This window comes from Pseudomonas veronii (genome assembly GCF_002028325.1).
GTDB classification, from domain to species: domain Bacteria; phylum Pseudomonadota; class Gammaproteobacteria; order Pseudomonadales; family Pseudomonadaceae; genus Aquipseudomonas; species Aquipseudomonas veronii.
Genome location: NZ_CP018420.1, coordinates 5381234 through 5398803, shown reverse-complemented (window position 1 = coordinate 5398803; position 17570 = coordinate 5381234). Strand labels below are relative to the sequence as shown.

General features: G+C 59.6%; 20 protein-coding genes. 10 read left to right on the top strand and 10 right to left on the bottom strand.

Annotated features, from left to right (window positions below):
* The first annotated feature begins 5 nt into the window (after positions 1-5).
* On the top strand, positions 6-671 hold the full coding sequence (locus PverR02_RS24685; RefSeq protein WP_017847191.1) for a bifunctional 4-hydroxy-2-oxoglutarate aldolase/2-dehydro-3-deoxy-phosphogluconate aldolase: 666 nt from the start codon (positions 6-8) through the stop codon (positions 669-671).
* Between the two features lie 144 nt (positions 672-815).
* Here the strand turns inward: PverR02_RS24685 and PverR02_RS24680 are convergent, their stop codons facing one another.
* Together PverR02_RS24680 and PverR02_RS24675 are read right to left on the bottom strand one after the other, a co-directional pair.
* On the bottom strand, positions 816-1991 hold the full coding sequence (locus PverR02_RS24680) for an aminotransferase class V-fold PLP-dependent enzyme (protein ID WP_079444570.1): 1176 nt from the start codon (positions 1989-1991) through the stop codon (positions 816-818).
* An 11-nt stretch (positions 1992-2002) separates the two neighbouring features.
* The gene (locus PverR02_RS24675) at positions 2003-2239 is read right to left on the bottom strand and encodes a DUF3820 family protein (RefSeq protein ID WP_003213031.1); all 237 of its coding nucleotides are present in this window, start codon (positions 2237-2239) and stop codon (positions 2003-2005) included.
* Between the two features lie 207 nt (positions 2240-2446).
* Here PverR02_RS24675 and PverR02_RS24670 point away from each other — a divergent pair, with 207 nt between their 5' ends.
* Positions 2447-2914 carry a ferritin-like domain-containing protein gene (locus PverR02_RS24670; RefSeq protein WP_017847193.1) on the top strand — a complete coding sequence of 156 codons (468 nt, stop codon included), beginning with the start codon at positions 2447-2449 and terminating at the stop codon, positions 2912-2914.
* A 54-nt stretch (positions 2915-2968) separates the two neighbouring features.
* Here the strand turns inward: PverR02_RS24670 and PverR02_RS24665 are convergent, their stop codons facing one another.
* Both PverR02_RS24665 and PverR02_RS24660 read right to left on the bottom strand, forming a co-directional pair.
* Complete coding sequence (locus PverR02_RS24665) at positions 2969-3439, bottom strand: MaoC family dehydratase (protein WP_017847194.1); 471 nt, start codon at positions 3437-3439, stop codon at positions 2969-2971.
* A 57-nt stretch (positions 3440-3496) separates the two neighbouring features.
* Positions 3497-4441 (bottom strand): alpha/beta hydrolase, encoded by a 945-nt coding sequence (locus PverR02_RS24660; RefSeq protein WP_079444569.1) that lies wholly within the window; start codon positions 4439-4441, stop codon positions 3497-3499.
* Between the two features lie 210 nt (positions 4442-4651).
* Here PverR02_RS24660 and fadD2 point away from each other — a divergent pair, with 210 nt between their 5' ends.
* Together fadD2 and fadD1 are read left to right on the top strand one after the other, a co-directional pair.
* Positions 4652-6340, top strand: coding sequence for a long-chain-fatty-acid--CoA ligase FadD2 (gene fadD2 / locus PverR02_RS24655; RefSeq protein ID WP_057004508.1), 1689 nt, complete (start codon positions 4652-4654; stop codon positions 6338-6340).
* 384 nt (positions 6341-6724) lie between these two features.
* Entirely contained in the window at positions 6725-8416 is a 1692-nt protein-coding gene (gene fadD1, locus PverR02_RS24650) for a long-chain-fatty-acid--CoA ligase FadD1 (RefSeq protein WP_017847197.1), read from the top strand.
* Between the two features lie 116 nt (positions 8417-8532).
* On the opposite strand, the gene PverR02_RS24645 is transcribed toward fadD1, so the two are convergent.
* Positions 8533-8910 carry a hypothetical protein gene (locus PverR02_RS24645; protein WP_017847198.1) on the bottom strand — a complete coding sequence of 126 codons (378 nt, stop codon included), beginning with the start codon at positions 8908-8910 and terminating at the stop codon, positions 8533-8535.
* A 199-nt stretch (positions 8911-9109) separates the two neighbouring features.
* Between PverR02_RS24645 and PverR02_RS24640 the strand changes: the two genes are divergently transcribed.
* The 3 genes from PverR02_RS24640 to def all read left to right on the top strand — a co-directional run bounded on the left by PverR02_RS24640 (position 9110) and on the right by def (position 10969).
* Positions 9110-9295, top strand: coding sequence for a CsbD family protein (locus tag PverR02_RS24640; RefSeq protein WP_046382290.1), 186 nt, complete (start codon positions 9110-9112; stop codon positions 9293-9295).
* A gap of 180 nt (positions 9296-9475) precedes the next feature.
* Positions 9476-10426 (top strand): YihY/virulence factor BrkB family protein, encoded by a 951-nt coding sequence (locus PverR02_RS24635; protein WP_046382291.1) that lies wholly within the window; start codon positions 9476-9478, stop codon positions 10424-10426.
* Between the two features lie 3 nt (positions 10427-10429).
* Positions 10430-10969: a peptide deformylase gene (def, locus tag PverR02_RS24630; protein ID WP_026140057.1), complete on the top strand. Its 540-nt coding sequence runs from the start codon at positions 10430-10432 to the stop codon at positions 10967-10969.
* A gap of 43 nt (positions 10970-11012) precedes the next feature.
* Here def and PverR02_RS24625 read toward each other — a convergent pair whose 3' ends face one another.
* From PverR02_RS24625 to gntR, 5 genes are all read right to left on the bottom strand, one after another.
* Complete coding sequence (locus PverR02_RS24625; protein WP_057004506.1) at positions 11013-11429, bottom strand: GNAT family N-acetyltransferase; 417 nt, start codon at positions 11427-11429, stop codon at positions 11013-11015.
* Between the two features lie 397 nt (positions 11430-11826).
* Complete coding sequence (locus PverR02_RS24620) at positions 11827-12339, bottom strand: hypothetical protein (RefSeq protein WP_057004505.1); 513 nt, start codon at positions 12337-12339, stop codon at positions 11827-11829.
* 177 nt (positions 12340-12516) lie between these two features.
* Complete coding sequence (locus PverR02_RS24615) at positions 12517-12942, bottom strand: hypothetical protein (RefSeq protein ID WP_079444568.1); 426 nt, start codon at positions 12940-12942, stop codon at positions 12517-12519.
* Positions 12943-13155: 213 nt separating this feature from the next.
* Positions 13156-13788 carry a glutathione S-transferase family protein gene (locus PverR02_RS24610; protein ID WP_017847205.1) on the bottom strand — a complete coding sequence of 211 codons (633 nt, stop codon included), beginning with the start codon at positions 13786-13788 and terminating at the stop codon, positions 13156-13158.
* 175 nt (positions 13789-13963) lie between these two features.
* Positions 13964-14995, bottom strand: a complete 1032-nt coding sequence (gene gntR, locus PverR02_RS24605) for an HTH-type transcriptional regulator GntR (protein ID WP_162231529.1) — start codon at positions 14993-14995, stop codon at positions 13964-13966.
* A 213-nt stretch (positions 14996-15208) separates the two neighbouring features.
* Here gntR and PverR02_RS24600 point away from each other — a divergent pair, with 213 nt between their 5' ends.
* The 3 genes from PverR02_RS24600 to PverR02_RS24590 all read left to right on the top strand — a co-directional run bounded on the left by PverR02_RS24600 (position 15209) and on the right by PverR02_RS24590 (position 17569).
* Positions 15209-15742, top strand: coding sequence for a gluconokinase (locus PverR02_RS24600; protein WP_046382296.1), 534 nt, complete (start codon positions 15209-15211; stop codon positions 15740-15742).
* A gap of 84 nt (positions 15743-15826) precedes the next feature.
* Positions 15827-17179 carry a GntP family permease gene (locus PverR02_RS24595; protein ID WP_046382297.1) on the top strand — a complete coding sequence of 451 codons (1353 nt, stop codon included), beginning with the start codon at positions 15827-15829 and terminating at the stop codon, positions 17177-17179.
* A gap of 108 nt (positions 17180-17287) precedes the next feature.
* Positions 17288-17569, top strand: a complete 282-nt coding sequence (locus tag PverR02_RS24590; protein ID WP_079444567.1) for a hypothetical protein — start codon at positions 17288-17290, stop codon at positions 17567-17569.
* Position 17570 lies beyond the last annotated feature (1 nt).

The window sequence follows — 17570 nt, the reverse complement described above, 5'->3', positions numbered from 1 at the left end:
CCGCTATGAAAAGCCCTCAATCGACCGTGTCCATGGCGGATAAAGTTGCCCTGATCGACAGCCTCTGCGCCAAGGCGCGGATCCTGCCGGTGATCACCATCGCCCGTGAACAAGACATCCTGCCACTGGCCGACGCCCTGGCAGCCGGTGGTTTGACCGCATTGGAAGTGACCCTGCGTTCCGAGTTCGGCCTCAAGGCCATTCAGGTCCTGCGCGAGCAACGCCCGGAGTTGTGTACCGGCGCCGGTACCGTGCTCGATCGGCATATGCTCGAAGCCGCGGAGGTTGCCGGCTCGCAATTTATCGTCACCCCTGGCATTACCCGCGACCTGCTTGAAGCTTCGGTCCACAGCCCTATCCCACTGCTGCCGGGCATCAGCAATGCCTCCGGAATCATGGAAGGCTATAGCCTGGGGTATCGCCGCTTCAAACTGTTCCCGGCCGAAGTCAGCGGCGGCGTCGCAGCCATCAAAGCCCTGGGCGGCCCGTTTGGCGAAGTGAAATTCTGCCCGACCGGCGGCGTCGGCCCGGCCAATATCAAGAGCTACATGGCATTGAAAAACGTGATGTGCGTGGGCGGTAGCTGGATGCTCGACCCGGAATGGGTCAAGAACGGCGACTGGGCGCGTATCCAGGAAGTCACCGCCGAGGCACTGGCGCTGCTGGACTGAGCTGATTCATCGAATCGTTGTTGCTGTGCTTAACGGCATTTTTGCGGTGCGCTTGGTCGGCGGACCGCTTTTTTTTGCCTGCGCAAAACCTTGAGACCCACACATCTTCAAATGTGGAAGGGAGCAAGCCCCCTCCCACATTTTTCAGTCCGCGCTGAGTGCGGTGATGGCGTTGATCAGTGCATGGATGTCTGCGGTTGATGTCGCCAACCCCGGTGTCACCCGGATACAGGTGCCGAACGCCGCTCCACTGCGGGTAGTGGTAAACAGGTTGTAGTCCCTGAGCAGGCGGTCCGCCATCACCGGCTGATCCCGCCCGATGAACTTGAACGCCGTGATCCCGCAATACAGTCGCGGGTCATCCGAGGTCAGCACTTCAATCCCCGGTAATGGCCGCACCTGGCGTACCCACAGATCCCGCAGGTAATTCATCCGTGCGCCTTTGGCCGCGGCGTCCCCCAATGCGCGGTGTTCTTCGAACACCAACGGCAAGGTCATCAGCGCCGGGAAGTTCGGCGTGCTGTAGGGCGTGCGGGCGCGCACGTCGGTGATGGGGTAATGGAACTCACCCATGTCCGGGTCGATGTCGGCCAGGCGCTCGGTGGCTATATACAGAAAACCCAGGGTCAGCGGTGCGCCAATCCATTTGTGCAGGTTGAAGCCGGCGAACGCGATACCCACTTCAGCGAGGTTGAACTCGATCTGGCCAAGGGCGTGGGCGCCGTCGAGGATCACGTCGACAGCGTGTTCGCGAGCCGCTCTGGCAATGGCTTCGACCGGCATGACCAGGCCGGTGCGGTGGGTCACGTAGGTCAACGCCATCAGTTTCAGGCGAGGGTATTGGACGAAGGCATCGCGATAGCTCTGCAGCAAGCTATCGAAACTGGCCGGGTGGGCGTGGGAAATTTCGATCACTTCCACCCCTCGGTAGCCGGCCAACCAGCGCATGGCGGCCTTGACCGTGTCGTATTCCAAGTCGCTGATCAGCACTTGGTCGCCCGGTTGCAGGCGGTTGTAGTTACGGATCAGCGACTGCAAGGCTTCGGTGGCGTTGCGGGTGAAGGCGACCGATTCGGGGTCGGCGTCGATCAGTTCGGCCAGTTGGCGGCGGATCTCGACGTTTTCGCCCTGCTCGAAACGCTGGCGCACATGCACCGCGTTACTGCGGTTGATAAACGCGACGTGCTCGAGGTACTGCGCTTGCACCGCGCGGCTCATGCGCCCGAAGTAGCCGTTTTCCAGGTTGATCGGGCCTGGCTCCAGTGCATAGCGGTCGGCGATGGCCTGCCAGTGCGCTTCGTTGGCTGCATTGCATGGCATGGTGCGGGTTCCTAGTGACGAGGCGCGGGTTTGCCGTGTTTGGCGCGCAGTGGCTCCAGCAGTTCGGACAGGCCGTTGTGGTCGATTTCCTGCATCAAGGCCAGCAACCCGCCCAGCTCGCCGTGGGGGAAACCTTCGCGGGCGAACCAGTTCAGGTAGGGGCCGGGCAGGTCGGCGATGATCCGTCCCTTGTACTTGCCGAAGGGCATTTCGCGGGTGATCAGCAGTTCGAGTTTTTCGGGGTTCATGACGGCTCAGGCGTTTGCATCGAGGTCTTGGAAAATACAGGCATTCTGCATGAAGGCCAAATGACAGATCATGCAAATAACGCATGTACAGATCGTTCAATTATTTTTAACTTATTGAAATCTAAAGAAAAAGTTGTTTTTTAAAACCTGGCACGGGCGCTGCAATCATTAATGCAACCTTTCTCAACCCACATAAGGAATTGAAAAATGACTGATATCAATAAAGAGTCCATCTCCGTATTGAACGACCTGATCGAAACCAGCATCGACGGTCAAAAAGGTTTCAAAGAGTGCGCTGACGACATCAAGCATCCCGAACTCAAGGCGCTGTTTGCCAAGCGCTCCGCAGACTGCGCCACTGCCGCCGCCGAGCTGAAAACCGCCGTGCGTGCCCTGGGTGGCGACCCGGAACAGTCCGGCAGCGTTGCCGGCGCCCTGCACCGTGGCTGGGTCGATGTGAAGTCGATGGTCACCGGCAAAGACGAAGAGGCTGTGTTGAACGAAGCCGAGCGCGGTGAAGACCACGCCCTCAAGGCTTACAAAGCAGCGATCGAGAAGATCACCCAGCACAACCTGGTGGGCATTCGTGACTTGGTTGAGCGCCAGTACCACGGCGTACAACGCAACCACGATCAGGTGAAAGCCTTGCGTAACCAGGCTCGCGCTCAGTCGTGAGCCGTCGCTGAATAAAAAATCCCCGCCGATGCGGGGATTTTTTATGGGAATTGATCAGCCGATGGTGATGGCTGGCAGTTCGGTCAATGTCACGACCTGTTGCTTGCGTGGCGCGAGGATTTCCGCTTCGCCATCCACCACCAGCTCATCGCGCTGGTTGAATACGCGGGTGGCGATACGCACGCGGAACTTCGGCAGCTTTTCGAGGATTTCCAGACGCACGGTCAGGGTATCGCCGATTTTCACCGGTTTCTGGAAGCTCATCTGTTGGCCGATATAGATCGTGCCCGGCCCAGGCAGCTCACAGGCAACCGCCGCGCTGATCAGGGCGCCGCTGAACATGCCGTGGGCGATTCGCTCCTTGAACATGGTCGCCTTGGCAAATTCCGCATCCAGGTGTACCGGGTTGTGGTCGCCGGACATCGCGGCGAACAGTTGGATGTCACGCTCTTCGACGGTCTTGCTGTAGCTGGCGGTCTGGCCGACTTCGAGGGCTTCGTATGGGGTGTTGGTTACCTGGGTCATCTAAAGGTGCATCCTGTGGCTAATCGATAATTTAATTGGCTGATTTTAAACGAAAAATTATTCGCAGCGAGTCGGCCTGCGCGAGGTCAGGGCCTGGTCGAGCCACGTCAGCACATCCGCGGTGACTTCGTCGCGGTTGGTTTCGTTGAACAGTTCGTGACGCGCCTGCGGGTAGATATTCAGTTGCAGGTTCTGGCAGCCGGCCTCACGCAGGGCATGGGCCAGTCTTTTCAGACGCTTGCCTTCACTCACCGGATCACATTCGCCGCCGATCACCAGGATCGGCAAGCCCGGATCGATCTGCGCGAGATTGGACGCTTTGCTGATTTGCTGCAAGCCGCCCAGCAGGTCGATCCACAGTTGGTTGGTGCAGCGGAACCCGCAAAGCGGGTCGTGGCGGTAGCGGTCGACTTCGTCCGGGTCACGGCTGAGCCAGTCGAAAGCCGTGCGGTTGGGCTTGAACGCTTTGTTGAACGAGCCGAACGACAGGTACTCGATCAGCGCACTGCGGCCGCGCAAGCCCTGGCGCAGGCGTTCGGCACGGGCGATCAGCCGCGCGGCGCGGTACAGCGCCACCGGCTGGAAATTCGAACCGCTGAGAATCGCCCCATGCAGGCTGGCGCTGTGGTGCAGCAGGTAAGCCTGGGCGATATAGCTGCCCATGCTGTGGCCCAGCAAAATGATCGGCACTCCCGGCAACTGCTGGCCGATGTGCTGGTTGAGGCTGGCCAGGTCGCCCACCACCTTGTTCCAGCCGTCCCGCTCGGCGAACAGGCCCAGCGTGCCCTCGTCGGCGGTGCGACCATGGCCGCGCTGGTCCAGGGCAACCACCCCGTAGCCCGCCCCACATAACGCTTGGGCCAGGCGCGCATAGCGACCGCCATGCTCGGCCATGCCGTGGGACACCATGATCAACGCCTTCGGCGGCGTGTCCGGCAGCCATTGATTGACGTACAGGCGGCTGTGGTCATTCGCGGTCAGCCAGAAGGTGGTGTGGTTCATGGCGCTTCCTTTGCTCGGGGTCATTGCAGTGTATAGCCCATCCTCGGCCAAGCGGCTGATCAGTACAGACCCTTGTAGGAAGATTCACGCTATCAATGACGCTATTGCCTGTATTTGCCTGTTTGGCCATAGCTGCTAACGTCCCCGAAGCTCCGCTTTTTATAGCAGCAGAAAAGCGGCCAGGCACATTCAGGTAAGAGGACAAGAATAATGCAACCTGATTTCTGGAATGACAAACGCGCGGCGGGCGTTCCCAACGAGATCGATCTGACCGCCTACAAGTCGGTGATTGAAGTCTTCGAGCGTTCCTGCAAGGCCTTTGCCGACCGCCCGGCGTTCAGCAACATGGGCGTCACCCTGACCTACGCCGAGCTTGAGCGCCAGAGTGCGGCGTTCGCCGGCTACCTGCAGCAACACACCGACCTCAAGCCGGGCGATCGCATCGCGGTGCAGATGCCCAACGTGCTGCATTACCCGGTGGCGGTGTTCGGTGCGCTGCGCGCCGGGCTGATCGTGGTCAACACCAACCCGCTGTACACCCCGCGCGAGATGCGTCATCAGTTCAAGGACGCCGGCGTGCGCGGCCTGATCTACCTCAACCTGTTTGGTTCGCGGGTGCAGGACGTCTGCACCGACACCGAGATCGACTACCTGATCGAAGCCAGGATGGGTGACTTCATGCCAGCGGCCAAGGGCTGGCTGGTCAACACCCTCGTCGACAAAGTGAAGAAAATGGTCCCGGCCTATCACTTGCCGCGCGCGGTGTCGTTCAAGCGCGCCTTGCGCATGGGCGCAGGGCAGGGCGTGACGCGCCACCCGGTGAGCCTCGATGACGTCGCGGTGCTGCAATACACCGGCGGCACCACCGGCCTGGCCAAGGGCGCAATGCTCACCCATGGCAACCTGGTGGCGAACATGCAGCAGGTACGCGCCTGCATGTCGCAGACCGGCGAGGATGGCCACCCGCTGATCAAGGAAGGCCAGGAGGTGATGATCGCGCCGCTGCCGCTGTACCACATCTATGCGTTCACCGCGAACTGCATGTGCATGATGGTTTCCGGCAACCACAACGTGTTGATCACCAACCCGCGTGACATCGCGGGCTTTATCAAGGAGCTGAAAAACTGGCGCTTCACCGGCTTGCTCGGGCTCAACACGTTGTTTGTGGCGTTGATGGACCATCCCGACTTCAAGAGCCTGGACTTCTCCAGCCTTAAACTCACCAACTCCGGTGGCACGGCACTGATCAAGGCCACCGCCGAACGTTGGGAGCAACTCACCGGTTGTGCGATCGGCGAAGGGTATGGCCTGACGGAAACGTCGCCGGTGGCCAGCACCAATCCGTATGGCAATCAGTCACGCCTGGGCACCGTAGGCATCCCGGTGCCGGGGACGGCGATGAAGGTGATCGATGATGAAGGCGCCGAGCAGCCCCTGGGCGAACGCGGCGAGCTGTGCATCAAGGGCCCGCAGGTGATGAAGGGCTACTGGCAGCAGCCGGCCGCCACCGCCGAGGCGCTGGACGCCGAGGGGTGGCTCAAGACCGGCGATATTGCCGTGATCGACGAGGATGGATTTGTACGCATCGTGGATCGCAAGAAGGATTTGATCATCGTCTCGGGTTTCAACGTTTACCCCAACGAGATCGAAGACGTAGTGATGGCTCACCCGGCGGTGGCCAACTGCGCGGTGATCGGCGTACCGGACGAGCGCACGGGGGAGGCGGTGAAGCTGTTTGTGGTGGCGCGTGCCGAAGGTGTGAGCCTTGAGGAGTTGAAGAACTACTGCAAGACCAACTTCACGGGGTACAAGGTGCCCAAGCACATCGTGTTGCGTGAGTCGTTGCCGATGACGCCGGTGGGCAAGATCCTGCGGCGTGAGTTGCGCGACATCGCCTGATGTGAAATGCAGTCGACGATGGGGGAGGGGGCTTGCTCCCGATGGCGCTGTGTCAGTCGATACGTATATTGACTGATCCACTGCTATCGGGGGCAAGCCCCCTGCCACATTTGTCTGTGTTTATCCCGTTAAGCCCTGTTCTAGAGCCATTTTCAAGCGTATAGAATTTTTGCTCTAAAAATGACTATTAGTTATTCATGAGTCATGTTTATGACTGTAGGGCCCTCTTTTGGCTCTAGTCGGCCCTTGGCAAAGCTGCTACTCTCGGCGCGCTTTGTGACCTCTCGGCCTGCTTAAACGCGCCAGACTCACCTAAAAAACATACACCAATAATAATCGCATCAAATGCGATGATGAATTCGCGTCGCTGAGGAGTGGGCTTCCATGAACGTAGACTTTTGGAAGGATAAGTACCCCGCCGGGATTGCTGCAGACATCAATCCAGACGAGTATCCAAATATTCAGGCGGTACTGAAACAGTCCTGCCAGCGCTTCGCCAACAAACCGGCTTTCAGCAACCTGGGCAAGACAATCACCTATGGTGAGTTGTACGAATTGTCCGGCGCTTTCGCCGCGTACCTGCAACAGCATACCGATTTGAAGCCTGGCGATCGAATCGCCGTGCAACTGCCCAACGTCCTGCAATACCCGGTCGCCGTGTTCGGTGCCATCCGTGCCGGCCTGATCGTGGTCAACACCAACCCGCTGTACACCGCGCGGGAAATGGAACACCAATTCAACGACTCCGGGGCCAAGGCCCTGGTCTGTCTGGCCAACATGGCGCACCTGGCTGAAAAAGTCGTGCCCAAGACTGCCGTCAAACATGTGATCGTCACCGAAGTCGCCGACCTGCTGCCGCCGCTCAAGCGCCTGCTGATCAACAGCGTCATCAAGTACGTGAAGAAAATGGTCCCGGCCTATCACTTGCCCAAGGCGATCAAGTTCAACGACGTGCTGGCCAAGGGGCACGGCCAACCGGTCAATGATGTCAGCCCGGCCAGCAGCGACGTGGCGGTGCTGCAATACACCGGCGGCACCACCGGCGTGGCCAAGGGCGCGATGCTGACCCACCGCAACCTGGTGGCGAACATGCTGCAGTGCAAGGCGCTGATGGGCTCCAACCTCAATGAAGGCTGCGAGATCCTGATCACTCCGCTGCCGCTGTACCACATTTATGCGTTCACCTTTCATTGCATGGCGATGATGTTGATCGGCAACCACAACATCCTGATCAGCAACCCGCGCGATCTGCCGGCGATGGTCAAGGAGCTGTCGAAGTGGAAGTTCAGCGGCTTTGTCGGCCTGAACACGCTGTTCGTGGCGCTGTGCAACAACGAAGGCTTCCGCAAGCTGGACTTCTCTGCGCTGAAAGTCACCCTGTCCGGCGGCATGGCCCTGCAACTGGCCGCAGCTGAGCGCTGGAAGGCCGTGACCGGCTGCGACATCTGCGAAGGCTACGGCATGACCGAGACCAGCCCCGTGGCGACGGTCAACCCGATCCAGAAGATCCAGATCGGCACTATCGGCATTCCGGTGCCGTCGACCTTGTGCAAAGTCATCACCGATGACGGCGTCGAGCTGGGCCTGGGCGAGGTCGGCGAGTTGTGCGTCAAAGGCCCGCAAGTCATGAAGGGCTACTGGCAGCGCGAAGACGCCACCGCCGAGATCCTCGACAGCGAAGGTTGGTTGAAGACCGGTGACATCGCGATCATCCAGCCGGACGGCTACATGCGGATTGTCGACCGTAAAAAAGACATGATTCTGGTCTCCGGTTTCAACGTCTACCCCAACGAACTCGAAGACGTGCTGGCGACCCTGCCGGGCGTGCTGCAGTGCGCGGCCATTGGTGTGCCGGACGAGAAGTCCGGGGAGCACATCAAGATCTTCATCGTGGTCAAGCCGGGCGCCACCCTGACCAAGGACCAGGTGATGGAGCATATGCGTGCCAACGTCACCGGCTACAAGGTGCCCAAGGCCGTGGAGTTCCGCGATGCCTTGCCGACCACCAACGTGGGCAAGATCCTGCGTCGCGAATTGCGTGATGAAGAACTGAAGAAACTGGGCCTGAAAAAGTAACCCAGGCCTAAATGTGAGAGGGGGCTTGCTCCCGATGGCAGAGTGTCAGCCACTGCATCGAGTGACTGAACCACCGCTATCGGGAGCAAGCCCCCTCTCACATTCTGACCGCGTTCCTACAGGGTGAATGGCGCGAAGCTGACGCCAGCACCGGCTGGGCGTACATCCTTGAGGAACGAGTCCTTGTCCGCGCTCAGCTCCAGGGTAATCTCTGGCTTGCGCTTGCCCGCATTGCGCACCACCAAGCCTTCGAGCTTTTCACGCAGGAACACCGTCGGCACCTTCAGGTGCAGCAACTGGTCAGTCTCGGCGTTGTGCAGCAACAAGTGAATCCACTCGTACTGGCCCACCGCGATCCGCGCCACCGGCAGGTCGAACCACCAGATGTTGCGTTTGCGGTCCAGGTCGGTGAAGTGGCAGTTGTTGACGCCGAGTACGGCACCGCCCAGTTCCTGGTTTCTGCGGGCGATGGCCTGTGCTTTATTGAGTTTCATAACCTTCCTACGGGATCTGTTATTCAGCGTTGTAGCCTGAATGTGCCGGGCATTCTCGTGGGTTGGCCGCAAAACATAAAGCCAAACCTGCTGTCGGCGATGAAATGCCCGCGTAAAAATAATTGAAACTCTGCCGAACGGCCCTGGGTCAATCTCTAGGTAATGACCAAAACCCCTCGATTGTTCCAGGAGAAATACCATGAGCAGCACATCGGATAAGGTAAAAGGCGTCGCCAACGAAGCAGTCGGCAACATCAAGCAAGGTGTCGGCAAAGTGACCGGCAACGACAAGCTGCGCGCTGAAGGGGTGGTCCAGGAAAAGAAAGGCGAAGTGCAGAAAGCCGTGGGTGATATCAAGGATGCGGTGAAGAAAGCGATCAAGTGACCCTGATTCGCCGGTTGGATTCACCCAGCCCGACGGCCATCCACGGATGGCCGTTTTTGTGTCACCTGAAGCGGTTAATCTTTCGAAATTGTTTCAATGTCGCCAAATAGGCTACCTTGATGTAGAAAACGGCCCCTGAGTCGCCCACGAACCTGACTTTTTGCGGCGAAAGGAGACGCTATGATTTTCCCGGTACTCGATGGTCTCAAGCTGCACCAAGTGCTGGTACGCACGGTCAAGGAATTCGTCAACGACGAGATGTCCACCTACGCCTCGGCACTGGCCTACCAGATGCTGTTCTCGTTGTTTCCGTTCCTGCTGTTTCTCATTGCATTGATCGGTTTCCTGCATTTGCCGGACTTCTTCACCTGGCTGCGCCTGCAGTCGGAACTGGTGTTGCCGCCCCAGGCCCTCGAGCAGGTCAACCCGGTGATCGACCAGTTGCAGCAGTCCAAGGGCGGCCTGCTTTCGGTGGGTATCGTGATTGCCCTGTGGACCGCGTCGGCCGGCGTGCGCCTGATGATGAGCGCGATGAACGCCGCCTACGACGTGATCGAAGGCCGGCCGATCTGGAAGCGTTTCCCGCTGTCGGTTTTCTACACCGTTGGCATCGCTGGCATGTTGCTCGCCGCCGCCGCGCTGATGGTGCTCGGCCCGCAGGTCATGGAATGGCTGGCAGGGCAGATCGGCATGCAGGAATTCGTGGTCACGCTGTGGACCATCCTGCGCTGGCCGCTGATTGTGATCCTGCTGATGTTCGCCGTGGCCCTCATGTATTACGTGATGCCTGACGTGCAGCAGAAATTCCGCTTCATCACCCCAGGCTCGGTGCTGGCGGTGGTGGTGTGGATCGTCGCGTCCCTGGGCTTTGGCTACTACGTCAAAACCTTCGCCGACTACAACGCCATGTATGGCAGCATCGGCGCGATCATTGTCCTGCTCCTGTACTTCTATATTTCCGCCGCCGTGTTGTTGCTGGGGGCGGAGATGAATGCCGTGATCGAGCACATGTCGGCCGAAGGCAAGGACCCGGGAGAAAAGACATTCGATGAAAACACCCATGCCGGTGAAAAAAAGCACGTCTCCGGTCTTGGCCGAGACCATTCCAAGCCCACTCCCGATGAAGTCTGATTGATGATCCGTGAAATCCTGAAAATGGGCGATGAGCGCCTGCTGCGTATCGCCCCGCCGGTCCCGCCGGAAATGTTCGACAGCCCCGAACTGTGGCAACTGATCGATGACATGTTCCAGACCATGGAGCACGTCGGCGGTGTCGGCCTGGCCGCGCCGCAGATCGGTGTTGACCTGCAATTGGTGATCTTTGGTTTCGAGAGCAGCGAACGCTACCCGGAGGCGCCGGCCGTACCGCAGACGATTTTGATCAACCCACTGATCACGCCGCTCAGTCCGATCATGGAAGAGGGCTTTGAAGGCTGCCTGTCCGTGCCCGGTCTGCGTGGCGCGGTGGACCGTTACCAGCAGATCCGCTACGAAGGTTTCGACCCCAAGGGCGAACCGATCATCCGCATTGCCGATGGCTTCCATGCGCGGGTGGTGCAGCACGAGTGCGATCACCTGATCGGCCGCTTGTACCCGTCGCGGATTACCGATTTCAGCAAGTTCGGGTTCATCGAGGTGATGTTCCCCGACATGGACCCGACGGCCGACGAGTAGCCTCCTGACACAACGCAACGTCAACCTCAGCTCCCACGGGAGGTTACAAGGCGCGTTCCAAGCCCATCGCGATCATCGGCTTGTTGCGCTTGTAGCGCACCAACCGTTCGCTGAGGGACTGCGGCAGCACGGTATCCTGGGTGAACCCCATGCGTTGATACCAGCCTTCCAGGTCCGGATGACACATCAGCCAGACCGTACCCTCCGCATCGGCCACCGCTTGACGAATCAAGCGCGCCGCCAGCCCCTGACCGCGATAGGCCGGGTCGACAAACACCCCGGTCAGCCATTGCCCGCCCACCACCGGCGTCAGGCATAAGCCGGCGACGATCTCGCGGTCCCGCGCCACCCACAGACGTCCGCCCTTGAGTGCCTTCATCGGCGAATCGTGGTGGCGATAAAACTTGTTCAGCAGCGGCCACAGGGGCTCTGCCAGCGGTTCGATGTGCAATTCGGGCATGGTGTTCAGGCAGGCGTTATCCAGGGCCGGGGATTATAAGCGCCTAATGTGCGGCAATAGGTGGTATACCCATTGTTACATCCCCTGTAAGTGGAGCATGCATCATGGCCAAAGGTATGGATTCAAAGAAAGCCGCGAAGAAGAAACCGGCAAAGACCGCCGATGAAAAACGCGCTGACAAGAAAGCCAAGAAATCCGAGACAGGGCTGTTCGGTCACTGAGTTGAACGTGTAGAAGCCTACGATCTGCAAGATGTTCCCGCCTTACCGCACAGAGCAGGACACACCTGCTCTGAGCTGTCGATGCCCAACTAGCGTGATGGCACCCAGTGCCGGGAAATCAACGTCCTGGCACACGGCGTTACCGCGCGATCGAATGGCCCCATTGGCCGGGTCGCTTAGATCGCGGCCAAGGTCTCTTTCACCGATTGCGCTTGTGGCTCTGCCGTTTTCACGGCTACCTGCTGCTCTTGCTGTTGCTTCAGACGATCAGCCACTTGCTTGGCGATTGCATCCTGTTTTTCCTGCGGCATTGTCTGCACCTCCGCCTCGGTCAACCCCTGCTCCTTGAGCAACTGTTCGCGAATGCGTTCGGCCGGGGTTTTGCTCATGTAATCGGTGAAGTCTGCGCGCGCGGCACTCGTGGTAGAACCGGCTGCGGGCACATCCGTGGTCGCCGGGGTGGCGGCCGTTGAGGCCTGCAACTGCACGCGGGTCTTGGCGAAGGCTTCGTCGATGCGGTCGGCGGCCTTGTCCAGTTGGGTCTGCGCGGCGGGTACGCTCACACTTTGCTGCGCCGTTTGCAGGGCACCGCTGTACAGCGTGCTGGCGGCAGCGTTGGCGGGGTCCATGTCGGGGCGCTTGAGCTTTTCGACGGTCGACAAGGCTTGAGTGTTGTTGTTAATCAGCATGATCGGGCACCTATGCAAATGTTCGATGCGTCAGCTGGAGCAAATAGCGTGCCGGGTGCACAGCCCCGGTTTTACGGGGGGCTGGCATGGCGCTAGCGGCAAACATTGTTCTGGCGCCGGCCAAACGTTGCCGTCGACAGGCCATCTTGTGCAGTACCTTCCCGGTGGCAGGGCCGTTCAGTCGTGTTTGAAGTCCTCGACGATGAACGACCCGCTCGTGAAGTCCATTTCCAGGGCATGGTGAAGTGCCGCCGTTTTGGCCTTGAAGTGAAAGGACGCCTTCAGGACACGGCCTTGCAGGTACAACACGGTGAATTTTCCGCTGGTTGCCAAATAGGTGCCCTGTTCACCTGACCTCGTGTCGTCAAATTCAAGCCTTACCTTGTGGTCTTCACTGGCCGTTGCACCAATCTCGTAGGTCTCGCCTTCCTTGATATTTTGGTCAATGCTGATTTTAAGCAGGGCGAAATCGGTCATGATCCCGACTGTTGAATTAAAGCCTGACCCGCCATTCAAATGAGCTACAAAGTCTGTGCTAAAGGGAACCGTCCATCCGGCTATCACCCCATAGATTGCATCGTTCTCACCCAATATCGAACCCATGATTGCTTCTCCATATTCAAGGGGCAATGTGTTGCACATTGCGTGTGCTTATGAATAGGCGAAGAGGAGAAACGGGGCTACTGTCAGACCTGACAGGTCCCTGCGCTTTCCTGACAGACGGTCTTTCGAGGTTTCGAAAAAAGCGTTTTGCCGATTCTGTCGCAGGCACCTGAGAGCTGTGCGTTGAGTCCTTTCACGTTGCCGTCTTTGTGATCAGTCATGGCCGTCGAGGGCGAAGGTCTTAAAGCCGGCATGCTGGCCAAGGCGCTGGTAATACGCGGCAACTGCCGGGTAGGACGGGCGCTCCATCGGCGTCATCTGCCAGCGGTGAACCGAGAGGCCGATGAGGATGTCAGCCAGGGTGAATTCGTCGCCAGCCACGTAGGCACCGGTCTTTGCCAATTGTTGTTCCAGCAGGCCCATCTTGTCGTGCCAGGCTTGCACGCCTGCCTTGATGCGCTGCGGGTCCTGATGATCGGGGCTGTTGCGCACCAGGGCCTGGAAGGCATAACCCCAGGACGGGTTGAGTTCGGTGGCTTGCCAGTCCATCCACTGCTCGACCCGGGCGCGAGGGGCGGGCTCGAGAGGCAGCAGGTCGTGGCGTTGGTAGAGGTTCACCAGATAGCGACAGATGGTGTTGGACTCCCACAGCACACCGTGGTCGTCGATCAGCACCGGCACTTGGGCGTTGGGGTTCAGGGCAAGGAATTCGGCGGATTGAGTCGGCTTGAAGCCGATGCCCCAGTCTTCGCGCACATAGTCGATGCCCAGTTCCTGGCAGGTCCAGAGCACTTTGCGCACGTTGATGGACGAAGCGCGACCCAAGATTTTCAGTGAGTGTCCCATGGTGCTTCCCTGACAGTGGAGAACGCTCAATCTAGCAGGGGGCGGACATTACGGCGATGCCTTCAAGCGGGCACGGTTAAAAATGTGTGTGTGGCCATGGCTTTGCCCACTGGCAATACGCTCAGCTCCCTCAACTGACGAATTGCCAAGGCCACATCGCAATGTCAGCCGCGTCCTACGTGCTCTCCCGCACCTGCAACTCAAACCCCATGTCCACCACCGGCTTGGCGATCTTGTTCCCCGCCATGACCGTCAGCAGATGCTCCGCCGCGCGCCGACCGATGGCCTCGCGCGGCGTGCTGATGCTGCTCAGGCGCGGCACCATGAAGGAGGAGGCGGGCAGGTCGTTGAAACCCAGCACGGCCACGCGCCCCGGGACGTTGATGCCGTGACGCAGGGCTTCGAGCAGCGCGCCCTGGGCCAGGTCGTCGTTGCCGAAGAAGATCGCATCCACATCCGGATGGGCCGCCAGCAACTGCAAGAACAACTCGCCGCCCAGGCCCACGGAGGAGGGGCGTGGCGTCAACAGTTCCAGCGCCGGGTCGTACAGCCCGGCCTGTTGCAACGCACGGCGGAAGCCTTCGCCGCGCAGCAAGGTGCGTTGGTCCAGTTGCGCGCCGATATACGCCAGGCGCTTGCGCCCACGGGACAGCAAATGCGCCGCTGCCGTCTCACCCGCCGCCAACTGCGAAAAGCCCACGCAGTTCACGCCAGCGTTGGGGTCCAGATCCATCATGTACACGCACGGCACATTGCTGGCCTCGACCATCCGTCGCGCGCTTTCGGTCCGATCGAACCCGGTCAGCAGCAAACCCCGCGGCTGGTAGGCCATGTAGTTGCGCAGCAAAGTCTCTTCTTCGTCGCGGGAATAGTGGGAGTTGCCGATCAGCACTTCAAAGCCCTTGGGCCGCAGCACCTGGTGGATCGCTTCGAGGGTTTCGATAAACAGCAGGTTGGACAGCGAGGGCACCAGCACCACCACCGAATGGCTCTGGGCCGAGGCCAGGGCGCGGGCGGCGGGGTTGACCACGTAGTTCAACTCGGCGGCGGCCCGTTGCACTTTTTCCACCAGTTCGGTGGCCACGGTGCTGATGCCACGCAAGGCGCGGGAAGCGGTAATCGGGCTGACGCCGGCCAGGCGGGCGACTTCATTGAGGGTCGGGCGACCCGTGGTGCGCGTATTTTTATCGTTCTTGGAGGTCATCAGGCGGCTTGCCAAACAAAAATCGAGGCACTAAGGTAGCGCTGTCTCCAAACGGCTGCAAATGCTTGAATGCTGGGTTGCCTGATCCAGTTCAAATGCTTGGAGCGGATGCACGCGTCACTCCATAAAAAAAGACAAGACGGCGCGGGAAAAGCCTGTTTTTGCACTAGCCTTACAGCGTGCAAAGGTAGCGCTATCTGCGTCCTGAGGTGTTTCATGAGTCAACCTGTTACCGCCCTGGTCATCATGGGTGTCGCCGGCTGCGGCAAGACCAGCGTCAGCGAGGCCGTGTGCCGCCTGAACGGTGCCACCGCCATTGAAGGCGACAGCTTTCACCCCGCCGCGAACATCGAAAAAATGAGCGCCGGCCACCCCCTCGACGACAACGACCGCGCCGGCTGGCTCGACATCCTGTGCGATGAGTTACGCCGTTCGCTCAAGGCCGGCGAACACCCGGTCCTCACCTGTTCCGCATTGAAAAAGAAATACCGCGACCACCTGCGCGAAGCCGCGCCGGGCCTGGGCTTTGTGTTTCTGGAACTGAACCGCGAAGTCGCCGCCGACCGCGTGTCCCATCGGCCCGGGCATTTCATGCCGGCAAGCCTGATCGACAGCCAGTTCGCCACCCTTGAGTCGCCCATCGGCGAGCCGCTGACCCTGGCCCTCAACGCCAGCGAAGACAGCGTCGAGGCGTTGGCCGAGCAAACCCATGCGTGGTGGTGCAAACACGGTTTTGAACCAGCTCATTAATTTTTGTGTCGGAAAAGATAGCGCTATCTCCGACAACAAATTCAACACCCGCTTTAATAACAACAACAAACAGGAGAGACCCCCATGTTTGGCATGTCCCACGAGTCCTACCTGCTGCTTGATGCAGTGGTCACTATCATTGGTCTGATCTTCTTGATCACCAAGTTCAAGGTTCACCCGTTTATCGCGTTGATCATCGCCGCCGGCTTCCTTGGCCTGACCTCGGGCATGCCCGTGGACAAGATCATCAAGGCCTTCCAGGACGGCTTCGGCGGGGTGCTCGGCTTTGTCGGCATTATCCTCGCGCTGGGTACGATGCTCGGCAAGATGATGGCCGAATCTGGCGGTGCCGATCAGATCGCCCAGACCCTGATCCGCGCCTTCGGCAAGGAAAAGGTCCAGTGGGCGATGATGTTCGCCGCGTTCCTGGTGGGTATCCCGCTGTTCTTCGAGATCGGTTTTGTGTTGCTGATCCCGCTGGTGTTTATCGTCGCGCGCCGTACCGGCGTGTCGCTGATCAAGATCGGCATCCCGCTGCTCGCCGGCCTGTCGGCGGTCCATGGCCTGGTGCCACCGCACCCGGGCCCGCTGCTGGCCATCGGCGTGTTTGGCGCGGACATCGGCAAGACCATTCTGTACGGCCTGATCGTCGCGCTGCCGACTGCCATCATCGCCGGCCCGATCTTCGGTACGTTTATCGCCAAGTACATCCCGGGCAACCCGTCCCAGGAACTGATCGACCAACTGGCCCGCGAGTCGGAGCACAAGACGCTGCCGAGCTTCAGCATCACCCTGATCACCGTGCTGCTGCCGGTGTTCCTGATGCTGCTGAAAACCTTCGCCGACATCGCCTTGGTCGACGGTCATGTGGTGCGCAACTGGATGGACATGATCGGTCACCCGATCAGTGCCTTGCTGCTGGCGTTGCTGCTGTCGCTGTACACCTTCGGTCATCGCCAGGGCATCCACTCCAAGCAGATCCTCAAGCTGCTCGACGCCAGCCTGGCGCCGACCGCCGCGATCATCCTGATCATCGGTGCCGGTGGTGGTTTCAAACAGATGCTGGTGACCAGCGGCGTGGGCGACGTGATCGGCCATATGGCGGTGAACGCGCAGATCAACCCGATCCTGCTGGCGTGGCTGGTGGCGGCGGTGATTCGGGTGGCGACCGGTTCGGCGACAGTCGCGACCATCACTGGCGCAGGCATCGTGGTGCCGGTGGTCGGCATGATTCCGGGGGTTAACCGCGAGCTACTGGTGTTGGCGACGGGGGCGGGTTCGTTGATCCTGTCTCACGTCAACGATGCGGGGTTCTGGCTGGTGAAGCAGTACTTCAACATGACCGTGGCCGAGACGTTCAAGACCTGGACGGCGATGGAGACCATTCTGTCGGTGGTGGCACTGATTTTCATCATGTTGCTGTCGTTGGTGGTGTGACAGCGACCGCGAATACCGCTTGTCGTAACTGGTACTTTTCACAGGTCCGGGTTTTTTCTGAATATGAGGGAATGAAACCCCAAATGTAATTCAGAAAAGGAAATGGCCATGACCAAGGAAAATGAACCCACGCAGGCACTGCCGCCTCAAATCCAGGCGCCGGCAGCCAATACGACTGTCCCTAGCCCTGTCACCATCTCCGGGATAGTACCCCTGGAGGGTGCCACGGTAACAGTGGAGGACTCGACTGGTAAGTTGGGAGTTGCCGTTGCTATCGGACATAATTGGTCGCTCACCGTCGTTATGACTCCGGGCGCCCACCACATCTCGGCTTATGTTTCTTTTCCGGTGGTTTCAGGTAGTACCGAGCGAAAATTTGTCGTGAAGTAGT